The 19055-nt window shown below is 34.6% G+C and carries 19 protein-coding genes and 1 tRNA gene; 13 read left to right on the top strand and 7 right to left on the bottom strand.

Features of this window, described 5'->3' with window-relative positions:
• Window positions 1-49: 49 nt before the first annotated feature.
• Together G7059_RS04140 and G7059_RS04145 are read right to left on the bottom strand one after the other, a co-directional pair.
• The gene (locus G7059_RS04140) at window positions 50-469 is read right to left on the bottom strand and encodes a MarR family winged helix-turn-helix transcriptional regulator (protein WP_166080832.1); all 420 of its coding nucleotides are present in this window, start codon (window positions 467-469) and stop codon (window positions 50-52) included.
• Between the two features lie 27 nt (window positions 470-496).
• Window positions 497-1042 (bottom strand): NADPH-dependent FMN reductase, encoded by a 546-nt coding sequence (locus G7059_RS04145; protein WP_166080834.1) that lies wholly within the window; start codon window positions 1040-1042, stop codon window positions 497-499.
• 169 nt (window positions 1043-1211) lie between these two features.
• On the opposite strand from G7059_RS04145, the gene G7059_RS04150 reads away from it, so the two are divergent.
• The 9 genes from G7059_RS04150 to G7059_RS04190 all read left to right on the top strand — a co-directional run bounded on the left by G7059_RS04150 (window position 1212) and on the right by G7059_RS04190 (window position 12542).
• Window positions 1212-1754: a DUF1836 domain-containing protein gene (locus tag G7059_RS04150; protein ID WP_166080835.1), complete on the top strand. Its 543-nt coding sequence runs from the start codon at window positions 1212-1214 to the stop codon at window positions 1752-1754.
• On the top strand, window positions 1751-2602 hold the full coding sequence (locus tag G7059_RS04155; protein ID WP_166080836.1) for a DegV family protein: 852 nt from the start codon (window positions 1751-1753) through the stop codon (window positions 2600-2602). Before G7059_RS04150 ends, G7059_RS04155 begins: the two co-directional genes overlap by 4 nt.
• 83 nt (window positions 2603-2685) lie before the next feature.
• Complete coding sequence (locus tag G7059_RS04160) at window positions 2686-3354, top strand: response regulator transcription factor (protein WP_166080837.1); 669 nt, start codon at window positions 2686-2688, stop codon at window positions 3352-3354.
• On the top strand, window positions 3344-4726 hold the full coding sequence (locus G7059_RS04165) for a cell wall metabolism sensor histidine kinase WalK (RefSeq protein WP_166080838.1): 1383 nt from the start codon (window positions 3344-3346) through the stop codon (window positions 4724-4726). The genes G7059_RS04160 and G7059_RS04165 overlap by 11 nt, the downstream gene beginning before the upstream one ends.
• 61 nt (window positions 4727-4787) lie before the next feature.
• On the top strand, window positions 4788-5894 hold the full coding sequence (locus G7059_RS04170; RefSeq protein ID WP_166080839.1) for a VOC family protein: 1107 nt from the start codon (window positions 4788-4790) through the stop codon (window positions 5892-5894).
• Window positions 5891-6484 (top strand): alpha/beta hydrolase, encoded by a 594-nt coding sequence (locus G7059_RS04175; protein ID WP_166080840.1) that lies wholly within the window; start codon window positions 5891-5893, stop codon window positions 6482-6484. Before G7059_RS04170 ends, G7059_RS04175 begins: the two co-directional genes overlap by 4 nt.
• Before the next feature lie 99 nt (window positions 6485-6583).
• Window positions 6584-6659: transfer RNA gene (locus G7059_RS04180), tRNA-Arg, on the top strand.
• A gap of 359 nt (window positions 6660-7018) precedes the next feature.
• Window positions 7019-11404 carry a Cna B-type domain-containing protein gene (locus G7059_RS04185; protein ID WP_166080841.1) on the top strand — a complete coding sequence of 1462 codons (4386 nt, stop codon included), beginning with the start codon at window positions 7019-7021 and terminating at the stop codon, window positions 11402-11404.
• Window positions 11405-11600: 196 nt separating this feature from the next.
• Window positions 11601-12542, top strand: a complete 942-nt coding sequence (locus tag G7059_RS04190; protein WP_166080842.1) for a ketopantoate reductase family protein — start codon at window positions 11601-11603, stop codon at window positions 12540-12542.
• A gap of 4 nt (window positions 12543-12546) precedes the next feature.
• On the opposite strand, the gene G7059_RS04195 is transcribed toward G7059_RS04190, so the two are convergent.
• The 3 genes from G7059_RS04195 to G7059_RS04205 all read right to left on the bottom strand — a co-directional run bounded on the left by G7059_RS04195 (window position 12547) and on the right by G7059_RS04205 (window position 14943).
• Window positions 12547-13098 carry a TetR/AcrR family transcriptional regulator gene (locus G7059_RS04195; RefSeq protein WP_166080843.1) on the bottom strand — a complete coding sequence of 184 codons (552 nt, stop codon included), beginning with the start codon at window positions 13096-13098 and terminating at the stop codon, window positions 12547-12549.
• A gap of 330 nt (window positions 13099-13428) precedes the next feature.
• A complete protein-coding gene (locus G7059_RS04200; protein WP_166080844.1) occupies window positions 13429-14451 on the bottom strand; it encodes a M42 family metallopeptidase in 1023 nt (340 codons plus the stop codon).
• Window positions 14452-14472: 21 nt separating this feature from the next.
• The gene (locus G7059_RS04205) at window positions 14473-14943 is read right to left on the bottom strand and encodes a methylated-DNA--[protein]-cysteine S-methyltransferase (protein ID WP_166080845.1); all 471 of its coding nucleotides are present in this window, start codon (window positions 14941-14943) and stop codon (window positions 14473-14475) included.
• 100 nt (window positions 14944-15043) lie between these two features.
• On the opposite strand from G7059_RS04205, the gene G7059_RS04210 reads away from it, so the two are divergent.
• Window positions 15044-15481, top strand: coding sequence for a Dps family protein (locus G7059_RS04210; protein WP_166080846.1), 438 nt, complete (start codon window positions 15044-15046; stop codon window positions 15479-15481).
• 46 nt (window positions 15482-15527) lie between these two features.
• On the opposite strand, the gene G7059_RS04215 is transcribed toward G7059_RS04210, so the two are convergent.
• Window positions 15528-16343, bottom strand: a complete 816-nt coding sequence (locus G7059_RS04215) for a purine-nucleoside phosphorylase (protein WP_166080847.1) — start codon at window positions 16341-16343, stop codon at window positions 15528-15530.
• 11 nt (window positions 16344-16354) lie between these two features.
• The gene (locus G7059_RS04220) at window positions 16355-17230 is read right to left on the bottom strand and encodes an RluA family pseudouridine synthase (RefSeq protein WP_166080848.1); all 876 of its coding nucleotides are present in this window, start codon (window positions 17228-17230) and stop codon (window positions 16355-16357) included.
• A gap of 268 nt (window positions 17231-17498) precedes the next feature.
• Here G7059_RS04220 and G7059_RS04225 point away from each other — a divergent pair, with 268 nt between their 5' ends.
• From G7059_RS04225 to G7059_RS04235, 3 genes are all read left to right on the top strand, one after another.
• Window positions 17499-17699 carry a cold-shock protein gene (locus G7059_RS04225; RefSeq protein WP_166080849.1) on the top strand — a complete coding sequence of 67 codons (201 nt, stop codon included), beginning with the start codon at window positions 17499-17501 and terminating at the stop codon, window positions 17697-17699.
• A 96-nt stretch (window positions 17700-17795) separates the two neighbouring features.
• Entirely contained in the window at window positions 17796-18539 is a 744-nt protein-coding gene (locus G7059_RS04230) for a hypothetical protein (protein ID WP_166080850.1), read from the top strand.
• Window positions 18536-18958 (top strand): GNAT family N-acetyltransferase, encoded by a 423-nt coding sequence (locus G7059_RS04235; RefSeq protein WP_166080851.1) that lies wholly within the window; start codon window positions 18536-18538, stop codon window positions 18956-18958. Before G7059_RS04230 ends, G7059_RS04235 begins: the two co-directional genes overlap by 4 nt.
• Window positions 18959-19055 lie beyond the last annotated feature (97 nt).

A 19055-nucleotide genomic window follows, 5' to 3' on the forward strand; every position in this document is an offset into this window, starting at 1 on the left:
AATTAGAAGCATTCTTAATCAATTCTGGTTTGAATAAAAAAATGCTATCCTATTCGGATAGCATACAAGTTACTATGTTTAATGAAGATATAATTTCATCAAAATCGTATTCGACTTGATCAGAACCATTAAATGTTTGATTTAATGCTACGTTTTGACAGAAGTCTGGTTCATAACTTGGATTAATGTTTAAGTTAATCTTGCGGCGGTCAATCCCGTCAGCTGTACGGATAATAATATCCTTTTCAACGAGTTTTTGGACAGTCTTAGATGCAGCACTACGTTTCATCCCTAAACGATCGCACAATGCATTCAGATCTGAGTTAGGATGTGTCATCACATCAAGAAGAATTACATACTCTGATGTAGAATGGCCAAACGAACGTGCTTGTTCTGCCAAGTTCGTATTCATCAATTGATGAATTTGCAATAATTTTGTGTAGATTAAATCTAATTGTTCTGTTGTCATTTTATATCCCCCTAATTGATATTTTTTCTAACGAACGGTTTTCAATGCTTTTGACCAAGAGATAAGTTGTTCAAACATTTGGTTTGCATTAGCTAAGTGATAGTCAGCTGGTTTGAATACAGACATATTCTCGAAGTCAGTCATAATTGAGAATGTGACCATTGTACGAACACTTGCAAGTTCTTGTTCAGCGTTAATCAAACGTAGATTTTGAATAGCTGATAATCCGCCTAGCCCTCCATATGCTACGTATCCAACAGCTTTGTTATGAACTTCTGGTTGTAAGTAGTCTAGTGCATTTTTGAATGCTCCTGGTACACCTCTATTATACTCTGGAGTTATCATAACATATCCGTCGAAAGATTCCATCTTTTCAGACCATAATTTGATAGTTTTTCCTTGAATTTCGCTTGGTTCATTGCCTAAAAGGGGTAAGTCATAGTCTTTCAAGTCTACTAATTCGTATTCAATACCTTCGTCTTTTCTATTTAATGCATAATCGTGAACCCATTTTCCTACTGCTTCACCATTACGTCCTGCACGGATACTTCCGATAATAATTCCAATTTTCATAGTTACATCCTCCTAAAATTTGTGTCATTTAAATATGAACTATGATTGTATTTTATTATTACATTGTTGAACATTCAACGAATATGCTCATAAAACTGAAAATTTATTTTTTGCTTCTTGATTAGTTTTTGATAATCTGTTAATCTAGTATTAGAAACTAGGTGAGAGCATGACGCAATTTAATGATTGGATTTCAGCTGTACAAACAATGAAACTTCCAAGGTATCACGATTTACCACGTATACAATATTATTCAGATCAGGTTGTAGATTTTGTGAACGATGCACTATCTCCACTTTTCGGTGCTGGTCAAAAACCATTGACAGCATCTATGATCAATAATTACGTAAAACAGAAAATGATGCCTCCTCCAGTTAAGAAACGTTATTCCAATGATCATGTAGCCTTTGTGATCACAATTACAATTCTTAAACAAGTTGTAAGTATTCCAAGTATTGTTGAAGGAATTCGACTTGTTCGTGAAGAGTTCGGAAAAGAGAAAGCATACGATGTCTTTATTGATTTCATAGAAGAGGGTGTCAACAATGTAATTGCCCAAACTCATGAGATTAATTTTGTTCCAATTGATAATAAGCCGATTGTAAGTACACTTATACCTATGAAAGCTTCAAGTATGGCTTTTGCTGCCAAGTTAGTGGCTGAAAAATCACTAATAGATATCTTAAATAATGAAGAAGAAGGAAAAATATGAAAGAAAAAATTACTATAGTAGTAGATTCAGGAACAGATATTACTCCTGAACTAATTGGAGATCTTGACATTGTAAGTCTTCCACTACGTATCACAATTGATAATAAAAGCTATATCGACCGAGTTGATATTACTTCTAAAGAGGTATTTGCTGCACTTGACACATCAAAGGTTATGTCATCACTTCCTAGTGGTGAAGATATTATTGGTGAGTTTGAGAAACTTAAAGCAAGTGGTACAACTCACATTGTCGCCATTACGATTTCATCAGGATTAAGTGGAACCAACAATGTAATTCGTACATTAAGTGAACAAATTGAAGGTCTTACAGTTCATGTAGTTGATACGCTTAACATTAGTTTAGGAGCAGGACTTTTAGCTCTAGAAGCTGGTAAATGGATTAAAGAGGGTTTAAGCTTTGATGAAGTGGTACGTAAAGTTGAAGCAAATCGCTTAAATTCTACCGTATTCTTTACAGTTGGTTCATTAGAGTACCTTCAAAAAGGTGGACGTATTGGTCTTGTTGCTGGAACAGTTGCTAATGTGCTCAATATTAAGCCAGTCATCTCATGCAACGAAGAAGGCATATACTACACTGTTACCAAGATTCGTGGATACGGCCGAGCTATTCATCGCATGATTGATACAGCAGCTGAGTTTGCGAAAACAAGTGATTCATACCGTGTTGTTATTATGAACGCTGATACTAAAGAAGACTTAAATGCAATTAAAGAGTATGCTCATTCAGTATTACCCAATGCTACAAGTATTGAGATTCAACCCATTTCTCCAGCATTAGGTATTCATACAGGACCTGAAGCACTTGGTATTGCTATCTATCGTTATTAAACTGCATATCTTGCAGTTTTTCTTTTGTCACAAGCTTGTCACACTGGTATGATGTAATTAACTAAAGAATGTAGGTGAGATACATGAAGAAAATGTTAGTAGTTGATGATGAAGCTTCAATTCGCCAACTAATTAAGAAATATGCAAGTCGCGATAATTTCACAGTAGTGGAAGCAAGTAATGGTATTGAAGCTATAGAAGCTGTCTTAGAGAATGATTTTGAGATCATAATATTAGATCTTATGATGCCTGAAATGAATGGTTTTGATGCATGTAAACAGATACGTGAGGAAACAAAGGCTCCAATTATTATGCTTACTGCTCGAGATGGAGAGTTTGATAAGTACCAAGGGTTTGAACTCGGGATTGATGACTATGTAGTCAAACCGTTTTCTCCACGTGAGTTAATGTATCGCGTTGAAGCGATTCTAAAGCGTACAAATAGTAGCATTCAAAATGATAGTTATACATTGGATGATCTTGTTGTGAACTTTGCAGGAAGAAGCGTACGTATTGGTAATGAGCGTATTGATGTCTCACCAAAGGAATACGAATTGCTTGTATATCTGATTAAAAACAAAGGTTTAGCACTTGAACGTGACCAAATTATTTCAAAAGTATGGGGTTATGATTTTGAAGGTGATGACCGTACTCTTGATACTCATATCAAAAGACTTCGAAGAAAACTTGGAGACTATCAAGGACACATTGTTACATTAAGAGGAATAGGATACCGATTTGATGAAAAATAAAACAAGTATTCGTTGGAAAATTCAAAATTATCTCATACTATTTATTATCAGTACTTTAGTTATTCTATGGGTGTTTCAAGTTGTCTTTCTTGATGATTTCTATCGAGAAATTAAAACTCGTGAAGTAAAGTCTTTTGCAGCGTCTATTCAACGTGAATATGAGAGAGGCTCACTAAATAATATAACTGTTGATGCTGAAATGTATGCCTATATTATTAACTCACAAGGCAGTATTATAGCCCGTCCAGAGCGTCCATTCTATTCGCCAACTCAGGAGATAAGTTCTCCAGTTTATCGCGCAATATTTAATAGTGTTTCCAATAAGTCGGGTTTAATCATTAATATGGATGACTTTGGTATCCCTAAAGAAGGTTTATCAATTAGTACCTTAACCTATGCTTATCGCATGGATGATTCTGCAATGGTTGTGATTCAAGCTCAAATTGTGCCTGTTAGTGCAACAGTACGAACAATTCAAGTTCAATTAATGATTGTGTCCTTAATGCTAATTGCAATCGCAAGTATTCTTGCTCGAATAATGTATAAACGAATATCTGAACCGATGATAGAAATAAATGAGAGTGCTAAAATATTAGCTACTGGTAACTATAACGAGCCTTTTAAGGGCCAAGGTTACAAAGAAATTGAAGAGCTAGCTAATACCCTCAATGCAACACGTCATGAACTGGCAAAGGTTGAAACCATGCGTAATGAGCTAATCGCTAATGTTAGTCATGACTTAAGAACTCCATTAACGATGATAACGGGATATGCTGAACTAATGAAAGATATTCCAGAAGAAATTAGTGAAGAAAACTTAGATGTAATTTTAAATGAAGCGAAATATCTCAATAACTTAGTACAAGAATTACTAGATTTATCCAAACTCCAAAGTAAATCACAGCAACTAGTAAAAGAAGAGTTTGACCTAGTTGAAGAAGTTGATCTGCTTATTAATAGATTAGAGAATCTTTACCCTGATCGAGAAATTGAATATCATGGTCCAAAATCTCTATTAATTAAGGAAGATAAATCACAAATTAATCAAGTTCTCTATAATTTATTAAATAATGCACTAAACTATTCAGAAGATAAGGTAGGAATTTCAATAGATATTAGGACAAATAATGCAAGGATATCTGTATGGGACAAGGGTCAAGGTTTAGCTGAAGAAGAACTCTCTAAAATATGGACACGTTATTACCGAAGTGATAATGATCATAAGCGTATGGTTCATGGAACAGGTATTGGATTATCTATTGTTAAGAATATTTTTGAAAATAATTCGATAGATTTTGGAGTTAAGAACAGAGAATCTCAAGGCCTTGAATTCTGGTTTGATATCAATTGTGTAAACCCAAAAAGCAAATAGAGTAATTTAGTTGAAAAATAAACAAAGTGCACTTATAATCAAGTGTGGAAGGGGAAATATTATGACAATAAAAGTAAAAGGTATACATCACGTTTCATCCGTATCACATCACCCTCAAGAAACAATGGATTTCTATACAGGGTTCTTAGGTTTAAGACTTGTTAAAAACACATTAAATTATGACGACGAGCAAACATTCCATTTCTATTATGGAAATCAAAATGCAAGTAACAACCTCATCACTTTATTTCCTATCGTCGATTCAGATGAAGGTAAAATAGGTATGGGACAAGTTGGATTCGTCTCCTATTTGGTTAAACCAAATTCATTAGCGTTTTGGGAAGAACGTTTAAAAGCTTTTAATCTTCCTCACTATTATGTAACAAGATTTAATGAAAAACGCTTAGCGTTCCAAGATCGTAATGGTTTAGACTATGAACTTGTAGAAGGTGAAGCAACAATTGAAAACACATGGGAATTCAACGGAGTAACAAAAGATGTAGCAATTCAAGGAATTCAAAGCGCTCAATTATACTCCAGTGATGTTGAATCAACCTCACAATTATTAACAGAAATCTTAGGTTATGAATTATTACACGATGAAGATGAGTTCGCTCAGTTCAAGATAAATGATGAAATGGGTGGTCTTCTAGAGGTCCGTAAGAAATTTGGCCAAATAGGTACAAGAGGTTACGGAACGGTTCATCATATTGCGCTAAAGATTAATGATGAAGATGTTGAACTATGGCATCAAAAAATTACAGATGCAGGTTACAACCCAACAGAAATTAAAGATAGAAAATACTTTAAAGCAATTTATTTCAGAGATAGAGGTGGCATTCTTTTTGAACTATCGACACTGAAACCAGGTATGACGGTTGATGAAGATGTTGATGCACTTGGAAGTGAGTTACTCATACCAAAACATTACGAAGAGCATAAAGATATTATTGAAGATCGTATGATGCCTGTATTTGTAAGACCTGTGGATCATTTAGAATCATACAGTTATCGTAATCGAAAAGAGTTTGAAGTCATTCAAAAAAGACAAGAAATTCTTGCTGAAATCAATGAGTTGAAAGCAAAAGAAAACTTAACACAAGAAGAAGAAAATAAACTACAAAACTTAAGACGTGAGTTTATTAAAGCAAAGGAGCATCTCCAATGATACATATTTTACATAAAGGAACAAACAATCGACTTATCGTAATGTTACATGGTACAGGTGGTAATGAGCGAGATTTAATTCCAATTGCGAATCATCTTGACCCTGAAGCAAGTTACTTGGGAATTCGTGGAAATGTTGAAGAACAAGGAATGTTGCGTTATTTTGAACGCTATCGCGATGGTACATTTAATACACGTAGCCTTATGAAAGAAACCGCAAATCTCTATGATACAATGACTTCTCTTATTCGAGGAAATGGAATGGAAAACTTTGAAATAGTAGTAATCGGATTCTCTAATGGAGCAAATATCGGAATCAATATTTTTAAAGAGTACAATACAGGGTTCAAAGCTATTATTGCACTTCATCCATCAGCAGTTCGACCAGAAGTACCAGTACTTGAACAAGATATGAAAGTATTTATGAGTTATGGTGACAATGATCCATTTGTCACAAAAGAAGCTTATGATGATTTAAAAGTTTCGTTTGAAAAAGCAGTTACTGCAACAGAGAGTTATGAACATAAGTTCGGACATCAATTAACGCAAGATGAACTTGCGGCAGCAGTAAAATTTTATAGTACATTATAAGAGCACCTTCGGGTGCTTTTCTCTTGTAAATGAAGGGTCGAACAGAATGAAAATACGTATCAAAATGTAATAGTTTATGATATTATAGGTCTTACACAAGCACCCGTGGCGCAACGGATAGCGCATTTGATTCCGGTTCAAAAGGTTGCAGGTTCGATTCCTGTCGGGTGTACCATGACAATTAACTACCTATGGGTAGTTTTTTTCTTGTTAGTAAATAGTAAGTGATAAATTTAACAGATCAAAATGATTCACATCTTTACAAAAATTTGAATCCATAGCGATATTCACTTTTTATGCATATTAATTGAACGACTATTATTACAATGAATTTATAATAAAACCAAGTAAACAATATGAATAAAACGCAATAATATTCAAAAAGCAAATAATTGTTAAGTCGTTACATATTTGAGTGCATTCATAACATTTTGACCTAACGGTAAGAGATTGAAAATATACTTTAAGTAATGAAGTAATAATTGCATGATAAATTTCTACATAATACCAATAAGGAAAAGGGAGAAAAATAATATGAAGAAAAGAATCCGATTATTAGTAATTATATTTGGGGTATTTCTGACAACAATACCAATCTTTGCAAACGAAGGATTTCTTTCGAGGTTTGAAATCTATGATAATAATTCCGAATCAAACTATACGTATCTTAGTGGAGCGAAAGTTACGTTATACACCGGGTTTTCAATCTCGCAAGCCATAGACAGACCAATTACACCTGTTCTAGAGATCATGATTCCAAAAGAATATATAGAAATAAATGGTGTTGAATCAGGAGATATCGAACATCAGAAAACAAAGAAAATATTTGAAACTGATACTGATATAGTTATTCAATACCATCTGGAAACTCTACAAGGTGGTGCGGCAATTGATGTTGCTGTTGTGTTTAATTCTCAAAATGGCTATACTCCCAAAGATTTCTTAAAAACAATTAGTGCGACAATTAAAGATGCCAATGATCCTTCACTCACAGGAAGTACTTCTAAAGAAATAAAGTTTACTCATCTAAAAGACTATTTTTATAAGTCGGTATATAAAGAATCCACTTCAGGCAACTATTGGTCAACTAACCTTGCTAAAATAGATGCTGGACTAGAGGATAAACAAAATCCGGGTTATTTTTCGAAAAACATAGATGATTTAAAATCAGTTGAATATTCTTTCCAATTCTATGAATTTGTAAACGGTTCATCAAAAAAAGAAGGTGAACGATATTATGAAAAAATAATCATTGATGACACATTGCCACCTGAAGCTGTGTTTATTCAAGAGGATAACCCAGGCTGGATTTATGATGAACCAACACATAGTGCTAGATTTGAATATATATTTGGTAAGCCAATACAATTGAATAATAAGTCATTAGAAAATAGAATCCGTTTGAAACTAAAATACCCAGGTGCAAGTGTTGCAGCAAGACCCAATAATAGTTCTAAGATTATTGCAACCCAATGGAATCAATCTAATGGAGAGCAAGATGTTATCTTGACAGATGATTTGGAGATAACTTTGGGCGTGGTTTCTGATAATGCATATCCAGGAGAGGTAGATTTTAAGAAAACTTCGACTAAATACACAAATGTAGACGTTCAATCAGAACGCGATCAAATTTTATCATGGAAATTAACGCTAAAAAATGTTGCGAAAATTAGTGAATTTCCAGATGCTAGACTTGAAAACGCTGTTTTTGTTGATAAGGATTTGGATCCGCTACTTCAATATGATAGTGTTACCTTGCCAAGAATTCCAAGCACTTCTTTTGTGGGTGCGGTTGATATTCTTGCGAGATATAATGATGGACGCGAAATATTGGTAGCTGAAAATCAAAACATGTCAGAAGTTAAGACATTTGAATTAGAAGACAAAGAAAATGTGGTCGCTATAGAAATTAAGTTTACTGAAGGAAGCTACTTGATCCATGAAAAGATATTTGACGTATTTATTGGTACGAAATTAAGAAATCCCAATATTAATGTAGTTGAGGCTTCGAATACCTCAAGTAAATTAAGTAATACTACGGAATATTTTGTTAATTATACTGGCTCACCACAGTTTAGCAAAAGTGTAACTGCATACTTAGAGTTCTATGCATATAATCCTAAAATTAGTATAATGAAAGATAAAAACACACCTGAAACTCATTTTTTTGCTGATAGTATCATTGAATATAAAATAGACTTGTTTGTTACAGAGATGCTCAAAGGTGAAATAATTGAAACAAATACTATCCTGGATATTCTCCCTATAGGAATGGAATATGTCCAAGGTAGTACTTATGATAGATATGACGGTGTTATTAGTCACCTAGAAGACCCAGAGATCATACATAACTATAAAAACACAGGACAAACTGCATTAAAGTGGAATATTGATTCTATTAAGAACACAAGTGTTTATCAAATTCCTGCAATCGTTAATATTTACACTTTAAGATACAAAACCCGTATTACAAAGTCAATGACCCCAGGCAGTAACATTAATACAGCTTATTTATCCTGGAAAAACATAGATTTAATTGGACCAATAAGTGAGAAAAATGCAACTGAGGATATCTATGATCTTAATGAAAACGGTAGTACAGAAGACTTTGTTCTTACTTCGAACAAGACCATCCAGTACTTGCCAACGAAAGAACTGTATGGCAAGAAAGAAGTAATGGGTAATCTGGATAATGGTTACATAATGGCTCCTGGAAATGGGCTTTCAGAGATAGGAACGAATGTTCGATATAAGCTAACTATTTCAAACTACTTAGATGCTTCCCAAAAGACATTAAAAATCATTGATTTACTACCGTCTATTGGTGATAAAACAGCGAGCTTTGTTGTCGAAAATGAAGTACTTCAAAGAGTGAATAGAGGAACTACATTTAGAGTGTCCTTGGCCAAGGAAGTAGAAGCACCAGAAGGATATCAAGTGCAGTACACGAAAGATACTATTGGTGAAGATATTCCTGATTTTATGGCTAATGCAAACTGGGAAAATACTCTTGATGACTATTCTTTAGCTACCGCAATTAAAATAGTTTTACTTGATGGTTACGAACTAAAATCAAATGAGAGTGTTTCGTTTTACATGGAGTTTGATATTCCAAAAGAGTCATCGCTCCATGAGTTAGATAGAGCAGTTAACTCATTTGGATTTTCAACACTACTCAATGGCTATCAGTTTACTGAATCAAACCTATCGACTCTAGATCTAATTAAATATTACGTTGAAGGAAATGTATTTGATGATGTAAATAGAAATGGTTTGTTTGATGAAAATGTTGATGAAATATTTGAACAACACATTGTCAAATTGGTAGACGAAGAGGGTAATACAGTCAAAGATCTAGAAGGGAATGACTATAGTACTACCACAGATAGTCTGGGATATTACCGTTTTGAAGTATACCGACACGGTAACTATAAGGTTCAAATTCTCGCGCCAGATGAATATCAGCTTATCGAGCCAACTTCGAATGAATTAGGGTCGGGTATTGTTGATGTAACAAACGGGTACTCAGATACATTTACCTTGGATTATGAAAAAACTAGTCAAAGAATAAATGCTGGATACATACCCCAACAAGTTAGTCTGAAGATAGAGAAAATATTGAAAGATTCGTCTGGAAATATTAAGACGGATGACACAAAATTTAATTTCATTTTTAAAGTAAACAATGAAATGTATAATGGAAAAGCAAAAATTGATGGTGTTATTATCAATGTCGCTAATGGAGCATTCGTGTTAAAGGGTGGAGAGTCAATAATAATTGAATCGTTGGATATTCATTCAATTTATAGTGTTGAGGAAGAGGAAAATTCAAATTACTATGTAACTCCTCAGTTGGGTAAGCTTGAAGGTGAACTTGATCAACTAAACACTGAACTAACATTTATTAATACGGAAAGGAAATTAATTGATGTTAGTGTAACGAAAGAATGGGTTGGTGGACCAAGTCCAAGACCTACAATTGAAGTTCAACTCTATCGTGATGGTGAAGCATTCGGAGCAGCTGTTGCCTTAGAAAACGGAACAACGAGTTATACTTGGACTGGACTTCATGAAACTGATGCGAGTGGCAAGGCATACGTTTATACTGTTGATGAAGTTCAAGTACCAAAGAATTACACAAAGGAAGTAAATGGATTCGTAATCACGAATACCTATGTTAGTCCATTGATTGATATTAGTGTAACGAAAGAATGGGTTGGTGGACCAAGTCCAAGACCTACAATTGAAGTTCAACTCTATCGTGATGGTGAAGTTTTTGGAACAGCTGTTGCCTTAGAAAACGGAATAACGAGTTATACTTGGACTGGACTTGATGAAACTGATGTGAGTGGTAAAGCATATGTGTATACTGTTGATGAAGTTCAAGTACCAGAGAATTACACCAAGGAAGTAAATGGATTTGTAATCACGAATACCTATGTTAGTCCATTGATTGATATTAGTGTAACGAAAGAATGGGTTGGTGGACCAAGTCCAAGACCTACAATTGAAGTTCAACTCTATCGTGATGGTGAAGTTTTTGGAACAGCTGTTGCCTTAGAAAACGGAATAACGAGTTATACTTGGACTGGACTTGATGAAACTGATGTGAGTGGTAAAGCATATGTTTATACTGTTGATGAAGTTCAAGTACCAGAGAATTACACCAAGGAAGTAAATGGATTTGTAATAAGAAATGTATATTCTAAACCTGTTGATCCAACCGATCCAGTAGATCCAACGGAACCAACAGATCCAACAGATCCTGAGAAGCCAATAGTACCAGAAAAACCTATTGCACCACCTATTCCATCCTTACCAGAAACAGGTGTAAGCAATCAGATAGCGTACACCTCAGCGATTCTTTCTGCTTTAGGTGCTGTATTGATTCTTGCGAGAAAAAGAAGAAAAAATAGATAATACTAAAACCACATACTCAAATTTGAGGTGTGGTTTTTATTCAACCTAAAGAGTTGGTGTATAATGAAATTGAAGATGTTGATTCACTACCAAAATAGGTTAATGAAAGGAGGGTGCGATATTAATATGGCAGGAAACGCAATACAAATGAGTAAACAATAATAATTCATAAGACGAGAGTCTAAGGAGAATTGCAATGAAAATACTAGTAGCTGGTGCAGGAGCAATGGGCTCTAGGTTTGCATATATGTTGGTGAAGTCCGGAAATGATGTTGTAATAACGGATAGTTGGAAACAGCACATTGATGTCATAAATAATAAAGGACTCAAAGTGTTAATTGATGGTTATAACATGGGAACATACCGTCTTCCTGCATTTCTTCCTAACGAAGTACACGGGGAGTTTGACCTAATTATTTTGTTAACTAAGGCAATGCAATTAGAAAGTATGCTTCAAGATATTAAGCATGTATTTTCAGATAATACACTAGTCATAAACTTAGTAAGTGGTTTAGGTAATGCTGAGCAAATTCTTGAGTATGTAACAATGGATCGATTATATGTTGCATCAAACTACTGGACTGCTGGACTTGGGGGACCAGGGGTTGTTGATGCTGTAGGTGAAGGTACCATAAAACTTCAAATATATAAAAATGACTCATCACAATATGATGAGCAAGTAATAGATGTATTAAATTCTGCAGGATTTAGAGCGAAATTAAGTCATGATGTCTTTTTAGATATTTGGAAAGAACTTGCTGTAAGCTCTGTAATTAATCCGATGTGCGCAATATTGGATTGCACGATAGCTCAGTTTGGTGCATACAAAGGTAATGTTGAGATAAGTCGTCTTATTTTGGATGAAATAGTTGAAGTAGCGAAACATGAAAATGTTGTTTTAAATATTGAGGATATATTGGATAAAATATCAAGCCTTTTTCCTGATACTGTTGCTGGACGTCATTATCCATCAATGCATCAAGATTTAATGACCAAGAGAAATACTGAAATAGACTATCTTAATGGATATATAGTTCAATTAGGGTTGAAGTATGATGTATTAACGCCTATCAATTCCATAATAAGACATCAAATCAAATTAAAAGAACAATTGAATGAAGGAAGTAAAAAACGCTGAGAGATCAGCGTTTTAATATACCATTAAAAAAGATTGAAACAAAGTTTGGAATCCGTAGTTTTTCAGAATGGCTACTTGAAATATAGGCAGATAAAGTAAGTAAGTAATGATGGGTGATATCTTTAATATTTAAGCTGTTATCAATTTTGTCATACAGAGGGGATAATGCTTCCTTAAATGGATGAACATAACAATCACAATAAATATCGTCAAGTGTCTGATAGGCATCTTCTGGTAAATGGTGCTTTAAGTCATTTCGAAATAGGACAAGGTTGATATGATGTGTTTCTTCTAAGTATTCGCTCATTGTTACGAGTAAGTCAAACGAATCAAGATTATTATTCAGTATATCAATAAGTCCATCTCGATTAGATTCAGATATCATTCGAAATACATGAATATATAATGTCTCTTTGTTTGGAAAGTAGTGGTAAAGCGCAGGTTGTGTTATAGAAAGTTTCTTGGCTATCTGATGTGTTGATGTCGCATAATAACCTTGTTCCATAAAAAGTTGTGTTGCTTCATGAATAATTTCTTCTTTTAAGTTTCGTACCATACAGTCACCTCTTAGTAATATTCTACCAATCTGAAATAAATATGGAAGAAATATACCCAAAAAGAAGAAGTGTCATGACATCCTCATGAATATTAGTAAAATTTTGTTCAGTAAAACAAAATATTAACTTTGATTACATTAACTTGGCGTTTAATGACATCAAGCCGATTATTGAATGTTTTTGCGATATAATTCATTCATCAAACAACCCCCCTAAATTGTTTGATACACTTCAGTATGAAGTACATCCCTGAGCATGGCAAAACGTCATGCTTCTTTTTTTATATTTTACGTAAGAAGAGCTACCAATTTTGGTAGCTCTTCTTTGGTTTATTGAAGATAAGCAATTGTTAAGTTAATTGTATTAAAGATTGCTTCCTTATGTGTTCGTTCATAACTATGAGATGAATCAACTCCTGGTCCAATTAAAGCAACTCTGACATCGTGTCCTGCTCTAAGTGCCGCCGATCCATCAGATCCATAATATGGATAGATATCTAGCTTGTAGTTAATCTTGTTTGCTTCTGCTAGTTCGATGAGTCGTTTCTTCATTCCATAGTCATATGGACCAGAACTATCCTTTGTACAAATTGTAACAGAGTATTCATCACTAGTTTGACCAGTTCCAGGTGCTGCCATATCTAATGCGATCATTTCTACCGTATCACTTGGAATTGATGATGCTGCACCATGGCCTACTTCTTCATAATTTGAAATAAAGAAGTGAGTTGTATAACGTGGTTTAGTCTTAGTGTTCACAAAATGTTCGGCAACTGCGTATAAAGCAGCAACACATGCTTTATCATCGAGGTGTCGTGATTTAATAAAGCCAGTGTCTGTAACTGTTGTACGAGGGTCTAAGTGTACAAAGTCACCGACTTGAATACCAAGTTTAAGGACATCATCCTTTGTAAATACTTTCTCGTCAATTCTAACTTGAAGTGTATGTTCGTTTCGTTCCGTAGCATTTGTCTTAGCACCATGTACATGGGATGAAGCTACATTTGTAAGTACTGTTCCAGTATAGTAAGTACCATTGATTGTTTCGATTGAAACGTGTTCTCCTTCAATAGTTGTCCAAGCATATCCACCGATTTGTGATAATTTAAGATAACCATCACCAGTAATTTCCTTTACAACAGCTCCTAATGTGTCTACGTGAGCAGAAAGCGTAATAGCTTGACTTGAGTCCTGACCCTCAAGAGTTGCGATTAATGCACCCTTATTTGTTCGATAACTGAGGAGTCCCAGATCGTTGAATCGTTTTTCTACTAAAGTAATCGCTTCTTCCGTATGGCCTGTTGGGCTTTTGGTTTGAAGCAGTGTCACTAAATCATTAATTATATGTTCCATTTAAAAAACCTCCATATCTTATTATAACGCGTTTTCTAGATTTAGGAGGTATCTTTTTAAAGGAATTCCTCCACCAAATCCATGCATTTTTCCATCTTTGCCGATAACACGGTGACAGGGGACTACAATCATGATTGGATTCTTTCCAATGGCATTGGCAACAGCACGTACTTTCTTCACATCCCCAACGAGTTCAGCAACGTAACTATATGATACAGTAGTGCCAAAAGGGATGGAAAGAAGTGCTTTCCAAACTGATATTTGAAATTCGGTCCCTAGAGGATTAATTGGAAGATTGAAGATTTCTCTCTTTCCATCAAGATACTCTAGAACTTGTGTTGTATAGAGTATTCCTTTCTCGTTGTTTTCAATAGCGTTAGGATATCTTTCAAGTACTCGATCTGTAATATTATCTAAAGCAAGTAGGCTTTTATCATCAAAAATAAGCGTGTAGGTAACGCCATCCTTTTCTAGAGTGGTTTTGTATATCATTGATTTTCTCCTTTTGAAAATTATATCATAATATTAGAGTTCATTAGCTTTGAAGTCACTTATGAAAAAGCGTATAGTATAAGTATAAGGAGGATATTTTATGAACAATCTATATGAAGCAATTAATCAGTTCTTAGCAGATCAAACGGTGGCAGCAATGAAAATTCATAATGTTCACTGGTTTATGGTAGGAGAAGGTTTCTTCCCAATGCATGGACTTATGGATGACTTTTATGATGATGCACAAGAACGTATCGATGAAGTTGCAGAACGTCTCTTAATGATTGGTGCTAAACCAATCGGTAACCTTGCTGAAATGTTAGAAGTTTCATCAATTAAGGAACTTGATGATGAGTACAAGACAGCTAAAGCAGGAATGGAACATCTTCTTGTTGATTTTGATATTCTCGCAAATCAAGCTCGTTATACCATTAAACTTGCTGAAGAAGAAAGTGATTATGGAACAGCTGATTTGTTTACTTCAATGCTAAGAGACATTGAGAAGACAATTTGGACATTAAAAGCATATATTCATTAAATTGATGTCTAAAAACACCATGTTCGTTGGAACATGGTGTTTTCTTTTACCATTTAATTAATAATTCTTCAACCCAATCACAAAGCTTTACACTTGCTTGGTTTGCGATTTCCACAACTTCAGCATGAGAATGCTTTCCGTCTCGTAAACCGGTTGCCATATTGGTAATGCATGAGATACCAAGTACTTTCATACCGAGGTAATTCGCAACAATGGTTTCTGGAACTGTCGACATTCCAATTGCGTCACTTCCCATTTTCCCATACATGCGTATTTCAGCACGGGTTTCATAGTAAGGACCTTGGAAGAATGTGTACACGCCTTCTTTATAATCAATCTTCAGTGAATGTGCAATGTCTTTAGCTTTATTACGTAATTTGGTATTGAAAGGATCTGACATATCAGGGAAACGTGGACCGAGACGGTCATCGTTAGCTCCGATTAAGGGATTATTCGAAACGCTATTGATAAAGTCTTCAATAATCATTAAATCACCAGGTTTAAACTCAGGGTTAATACCACCACATGCGTTAGTTACGATCATTGATTCAACACCAAGTTGTTTCATGAGATATACAGGATATGTTACTTCTTTCATATGGAATCCTTCATAGTAATGGAAACGACCTTGCATAATCATGAGATTTTGATTGCCAATCGTTCCGAATACCAAGTTTCCTGCATGACCCTCTAAAGAGGATTTAGGGAAGTGAGGGATATCGTTATATGAAATAGTATGCTGGATGGTAACACGATCAACAAGGCTACCTAAGCCGCTACCAAGAATAATTCCTATTGTTGGTTTCGTATCAATAATGGATTCAATATATTGTTTTGATTCTGTAAGTTTATCTAATAACATAAGAATTCTCCTTAAATTGATTTAATTTGTTGGTCTGTGATTTTTGTAAGACGAACAAATTTAGGTGGAATCGGTGCAATAAATGTTTGAACTTTCTTAGTCTTTGGATTTCTTAATTGGATTCGATAAGCATGAAGACCCAAGCGTTTAATTGGACTGGATGTAGCATTATATTTACGATCACCTATAATAGGGTGCTTAATATCATGCATGTGAACACGAATCTGATTCTTACGTCCTGTGTCTAAGTTTATCTTGAGTACTGAAAATTCCTTGGCGCGACGAATCACTTCATAATGTGTGATTGCTTCAAGACCTGTAGTCGTTGAGTACATATGTGTTGTTTTATTTTCACGAAGGAAAGAATGAATGGTATCTTTGTCTTTCTCAACGACGCCTTCAACGATTGCGACATAGGTTCTATCAAGTACTGTTTCATTCCAATTATCTTGGTATAGCTTTTGAACAGCTTCGCTTTTCGCAAACATCAAGACTCCCGATGTATCTTGGTCCAGACGGTGAACTACAAAAATACGGTTCTTTGAATCTTGTTTCTTAACATAATCACTTGCTAAACGGTAAGCTGTCATTTCTTGTTCCTTACGGTTTGCAACTGTAAGTAGTTTGTAAGGCTTATCGATAACTAAGATATCTTTATCTTCATAAATGATTGTTAGTGGGGTATCTCTTTGTTGGTTGTGTTTCACGATTGTAATGACTTGCCCTGGTTTAATAGGGTCGTCAAATTGTGTTGTAACCTCGTTATCAATAGAGATACATTCGTGCGCTAAAAGTGATTTGATTTTTGATCTACTGAATGGTAAATCTTGGCTTAATAAATAGTTTAATAAGGTGTCATGACTCTGTACAATTAATGTGTGTTTCATAGTATTTCTCGCTTTCGTTCATATTATTGCATAAAATAAGGCTTAATGATAGTCTTACGATATAATGTAAACGCTTAATATTTTGGGCTAAAAAGGTTTGACACTCCTGTTTTTAGGTGGTAATATCGTATTGTAATAAGAATGTTTATGATTGTAATAGGGTATAATCGTAGTTACTCAAGGTAATGGTAATGAAGTACGATTTTGTTGGAGAGTACGAATTGCGTTAACGTTTGGGTACATCTTATTCCTGGTAGGAGGTACATACATGAGTACAGGTAAAGTGAAATTCTTTAACGCTGAAAAGGGTTACGGATTCATCACCGTTGAAGGTGGACAAGACATCTTTGTTCATTTCTCAGCAATCCAAGCTGATGGCTACAAGACACTTGAAGAAGGTCAAGAAGTTAGCTTTGAAGTTGTTGAGGGTCCACGCGGCGAACAAGCAGCTAACGTTAGAGCAATCTAAGTTTAGTTAACAACAAAACAGTGTTTATCACTGTTTTTTTATGCACTTATGGATGGTTATGTGGTACTATATCTAGGTAATCTTTAGGAGGGTATTATGGTATCAACAATGAAACAAGTTACGATTGCAGGAGCAATCGCATTACTTGTGATATTTTTATTTGCTTACGTCATTCGTTATCGCAAAGATAAAGCATTATTAAAAGGAATTTTATTTGGATTTTTACTTTTTATGGCGACAAATCTTTTATTAACAATATCTGAAGCAGTTTTCCCAAATCTTGGGATTCAAAAGAATGGTATAACTGGTGGTATTTTTATGGCTACTGCGTTAACAGCAGCATCATTATTAATTCTTCCAGCAATCTCTAAAAAAGTCGAATATTCAAGCTATTTAGGACAACATATGGGTTATGGTTTTGTGTTATTAACAGTGATTACTAACATCTTAGTTCTCGCAAACCTCTTTATGTTCTCATTCGCATTAAATGAAGGTCCAGGTAGTGAAATGCTTCAAACTCTTGATGTAAAAGTTATTGAATCATGGACAGAAGCACTATCAACTAACGGTCCTGCTTATTTCTTAAGTGTAGGATTAAGTGCAATCTTTGTATATTTAGTTTACTCATTTGCATTAAGCATGATTACATTATATGTATACGGAAAACGTCCAATTAAAGATGTATTAGTTGCATTTGTTTCTGTTCTTGCATTGTTTGTCATTCCAAACTTATTATTAATCGCAATGCCATCAAGTATTGTATTAATGCTATCTCAATTTGCAGTAGCTGCAGCATCACTTTATTATCTCTATAAAGTTAATCTTGAGCTCAAAGCATGATTGTAGAACTTGTTGATATCACGAATCAGTACGATCACGAAGGTATTGATACACTATTATATGATATCTTTGCACCAAGTTTGAACCGTTTTGTTGGGCGTGTTGAATTTCGTGATGAGTCGGGAAGAGACCTACTTTTCTATGGCAACATCGGATACGTCATTTATCCACCGTATCGTGGACACTCATTCGCTTACTATGCTTGTCTTGAAATCTTTAAGAAGATTGCTGAGAAGCGTCCTTATGTACATGAAGTCTTAATTACTTGTAACCCTGACAATATCCCTTCTCAAAAGACAATTCAACGTCTTGGGGCTGTTTATGAGAAGACAGTTGCTGTTGATAAGGATCATGAGATATACAAACAGGGAGAGCCTTATAAAGAGGTTTACCGATTAAATTTAAGCAGTAATTCATGATAGAGCACCAAGTTGGTGCTTTATTTTTTGGTAATAAGACATTAAATCTCAATTGATGTAAATGTCTGTGGCTTTGAATCCATCTTTTAGATTAACT

Source organism: Erysipelothrix sp. HDW6A, from assembly GCF_011400295.1.
Taxonomy (GTDB): domain Bacteria; phylum Bacillota_I; class Bacilli_A; order Erysipelotrichales; family Erysipelotrichaceae; genus Erysipelothrix.

What these genes read in the sequence shown, in the direction of transcription:
- G7059_RS04200 (WP_166080844.1), bottom strand. Translation starts at nt 14,451, where the DNA reads ATGGAACATATAATTAATGATTTAGTGACACTGCTTCAAACCAAAAGC.
- G7059_RS04235 (WP_166080851.1), top strand. Translation starts at nt 18,536, where the DNA reads ATGATTGTAGAACTTGTTGATATCACGAATCAGTACGATCACGAAGGT.
- G7059_RS04190 (WP_166080842.1), top strand. Translation starts at nt 11,601, where the DNA reads ATGAAAATACTAGTAGCTGGTGCAGGAGCAATGGGCTCTAGGTTTGCA.
- G7059_RS04145 (WP_166080834.1), bottom strand. Translation starts at nt 1,042, where the DNA reads ATGAAAATTGGAATTATTATCGGAAGTATCCGTGCAGGACGTAATGGT.
- G7059_RS04205 (WP_166080845.1), bottom strand. Translation starts at nt 14,943, where the DNA reads ATGATATACAAAACCACTCTAGAAAAGGATGGCGTTACCTACACGCTT.
- G7059_RS04160 (WP_166080837.1), top strand. Translation starts at nt 2,686, where the DNA reads ATGAAGAAAATGTTAGTAGTTGATGATGAAGCTTCAATTCGCCAACTA.
- G7059_RS04195 (WP_166080843.1), bottom strand. Translation starts at nt 13,098, where the DNA reads ATGGTACGAAACTTAAAAGAAGAAATTATTCATGAAGCAACACAACTT.
- G7059_RS04220 (WP_166080848.1), bottom strand. Translation starts at nt 17,230, where the DNA reads ATGAAACACACATTAATTGTACAGAGTCATGACACCTTATTAAACTAT.
- G7059_RS04165 (WP_166080838.1), top strand. Translation starts at nt 3,344, where the DNA reads ATGAAAAATAAAACAAGTATTCGTTGGAAAATTCAAAATTATCTCATA.
- G7059_RS04230 (WP_166080850.1), top strand. Translation starts at nt 17,796, where the DNA reads ATGGTATCAACAATGAAACAAGTTACGATTGCAGGAGCAATCGCATTA.
- G7059_RS04175 (WP_166080840.1), top strand. Translation starts at nt 5,891, where the DNA reads ATGATACATATTTTACATAAAGGAACAAACAATCGACTTATCGTAATG.
- G7059_RS04210 (WP_166080846.1), top strand. Translation starts at nt 15,044, where the DNA reads ATGAACAATCTATATGAAGCAATTAATCAGTTCTTAGCAGATCAAACG.
- G7059_RS04185 (WP_166080841.1), top strand. Translation starts at nt 7,019, where the DNA reads ATGAAGAAAAGAATCCGATTATTAGTAATTATATTTGGGGTATTTCTG.
- G7059_RS04225 (WP_166080849.1), top strand. Translation starts at nt 17,499, where the DNA reads ATGAGTACAGGTAAAGTGAAATTCTTTAACGCTGAAAAGGGTTACGGA.
- G7059_RS04155 (WP_166080836.1), top strand. Translation starts at nt 1,751, where the DNA reads ATGAAAGAAAAAATTACTATAGTAGTAGATTCAGGAACAGATATTACT.
- G7059_RS04140 (WP_166080832.1), bottom strand. Translation starts at nt 469, where the DNA reads ATGACAACAGAACAATTAGATTTAATCTACACAAAATTATTGCAAATT.
- G7059_RS04150 (WP_166080835.1), top strand. Translation starts at nt 1,212, where the DNA reads ATGACGCAATTTAATGATTGGATTTCAGCTGTACAAACAATGAAACTT.
- G7059_RS04215 (WP_166080847.1), bottom strand. Translation starts at nt 16,343, where the DNA reads ATGTTATTAGATAAACTTACAGAATCAAAACAATATATTGAATCCATT.
- G7059_RS04170 (WP_166080839.1), top strand. Translation starts at nt 4,788, where the DNA reads ATGACAATAAAAGTAAAAGGTATACATCACGTTTCATCCGTATCACAT.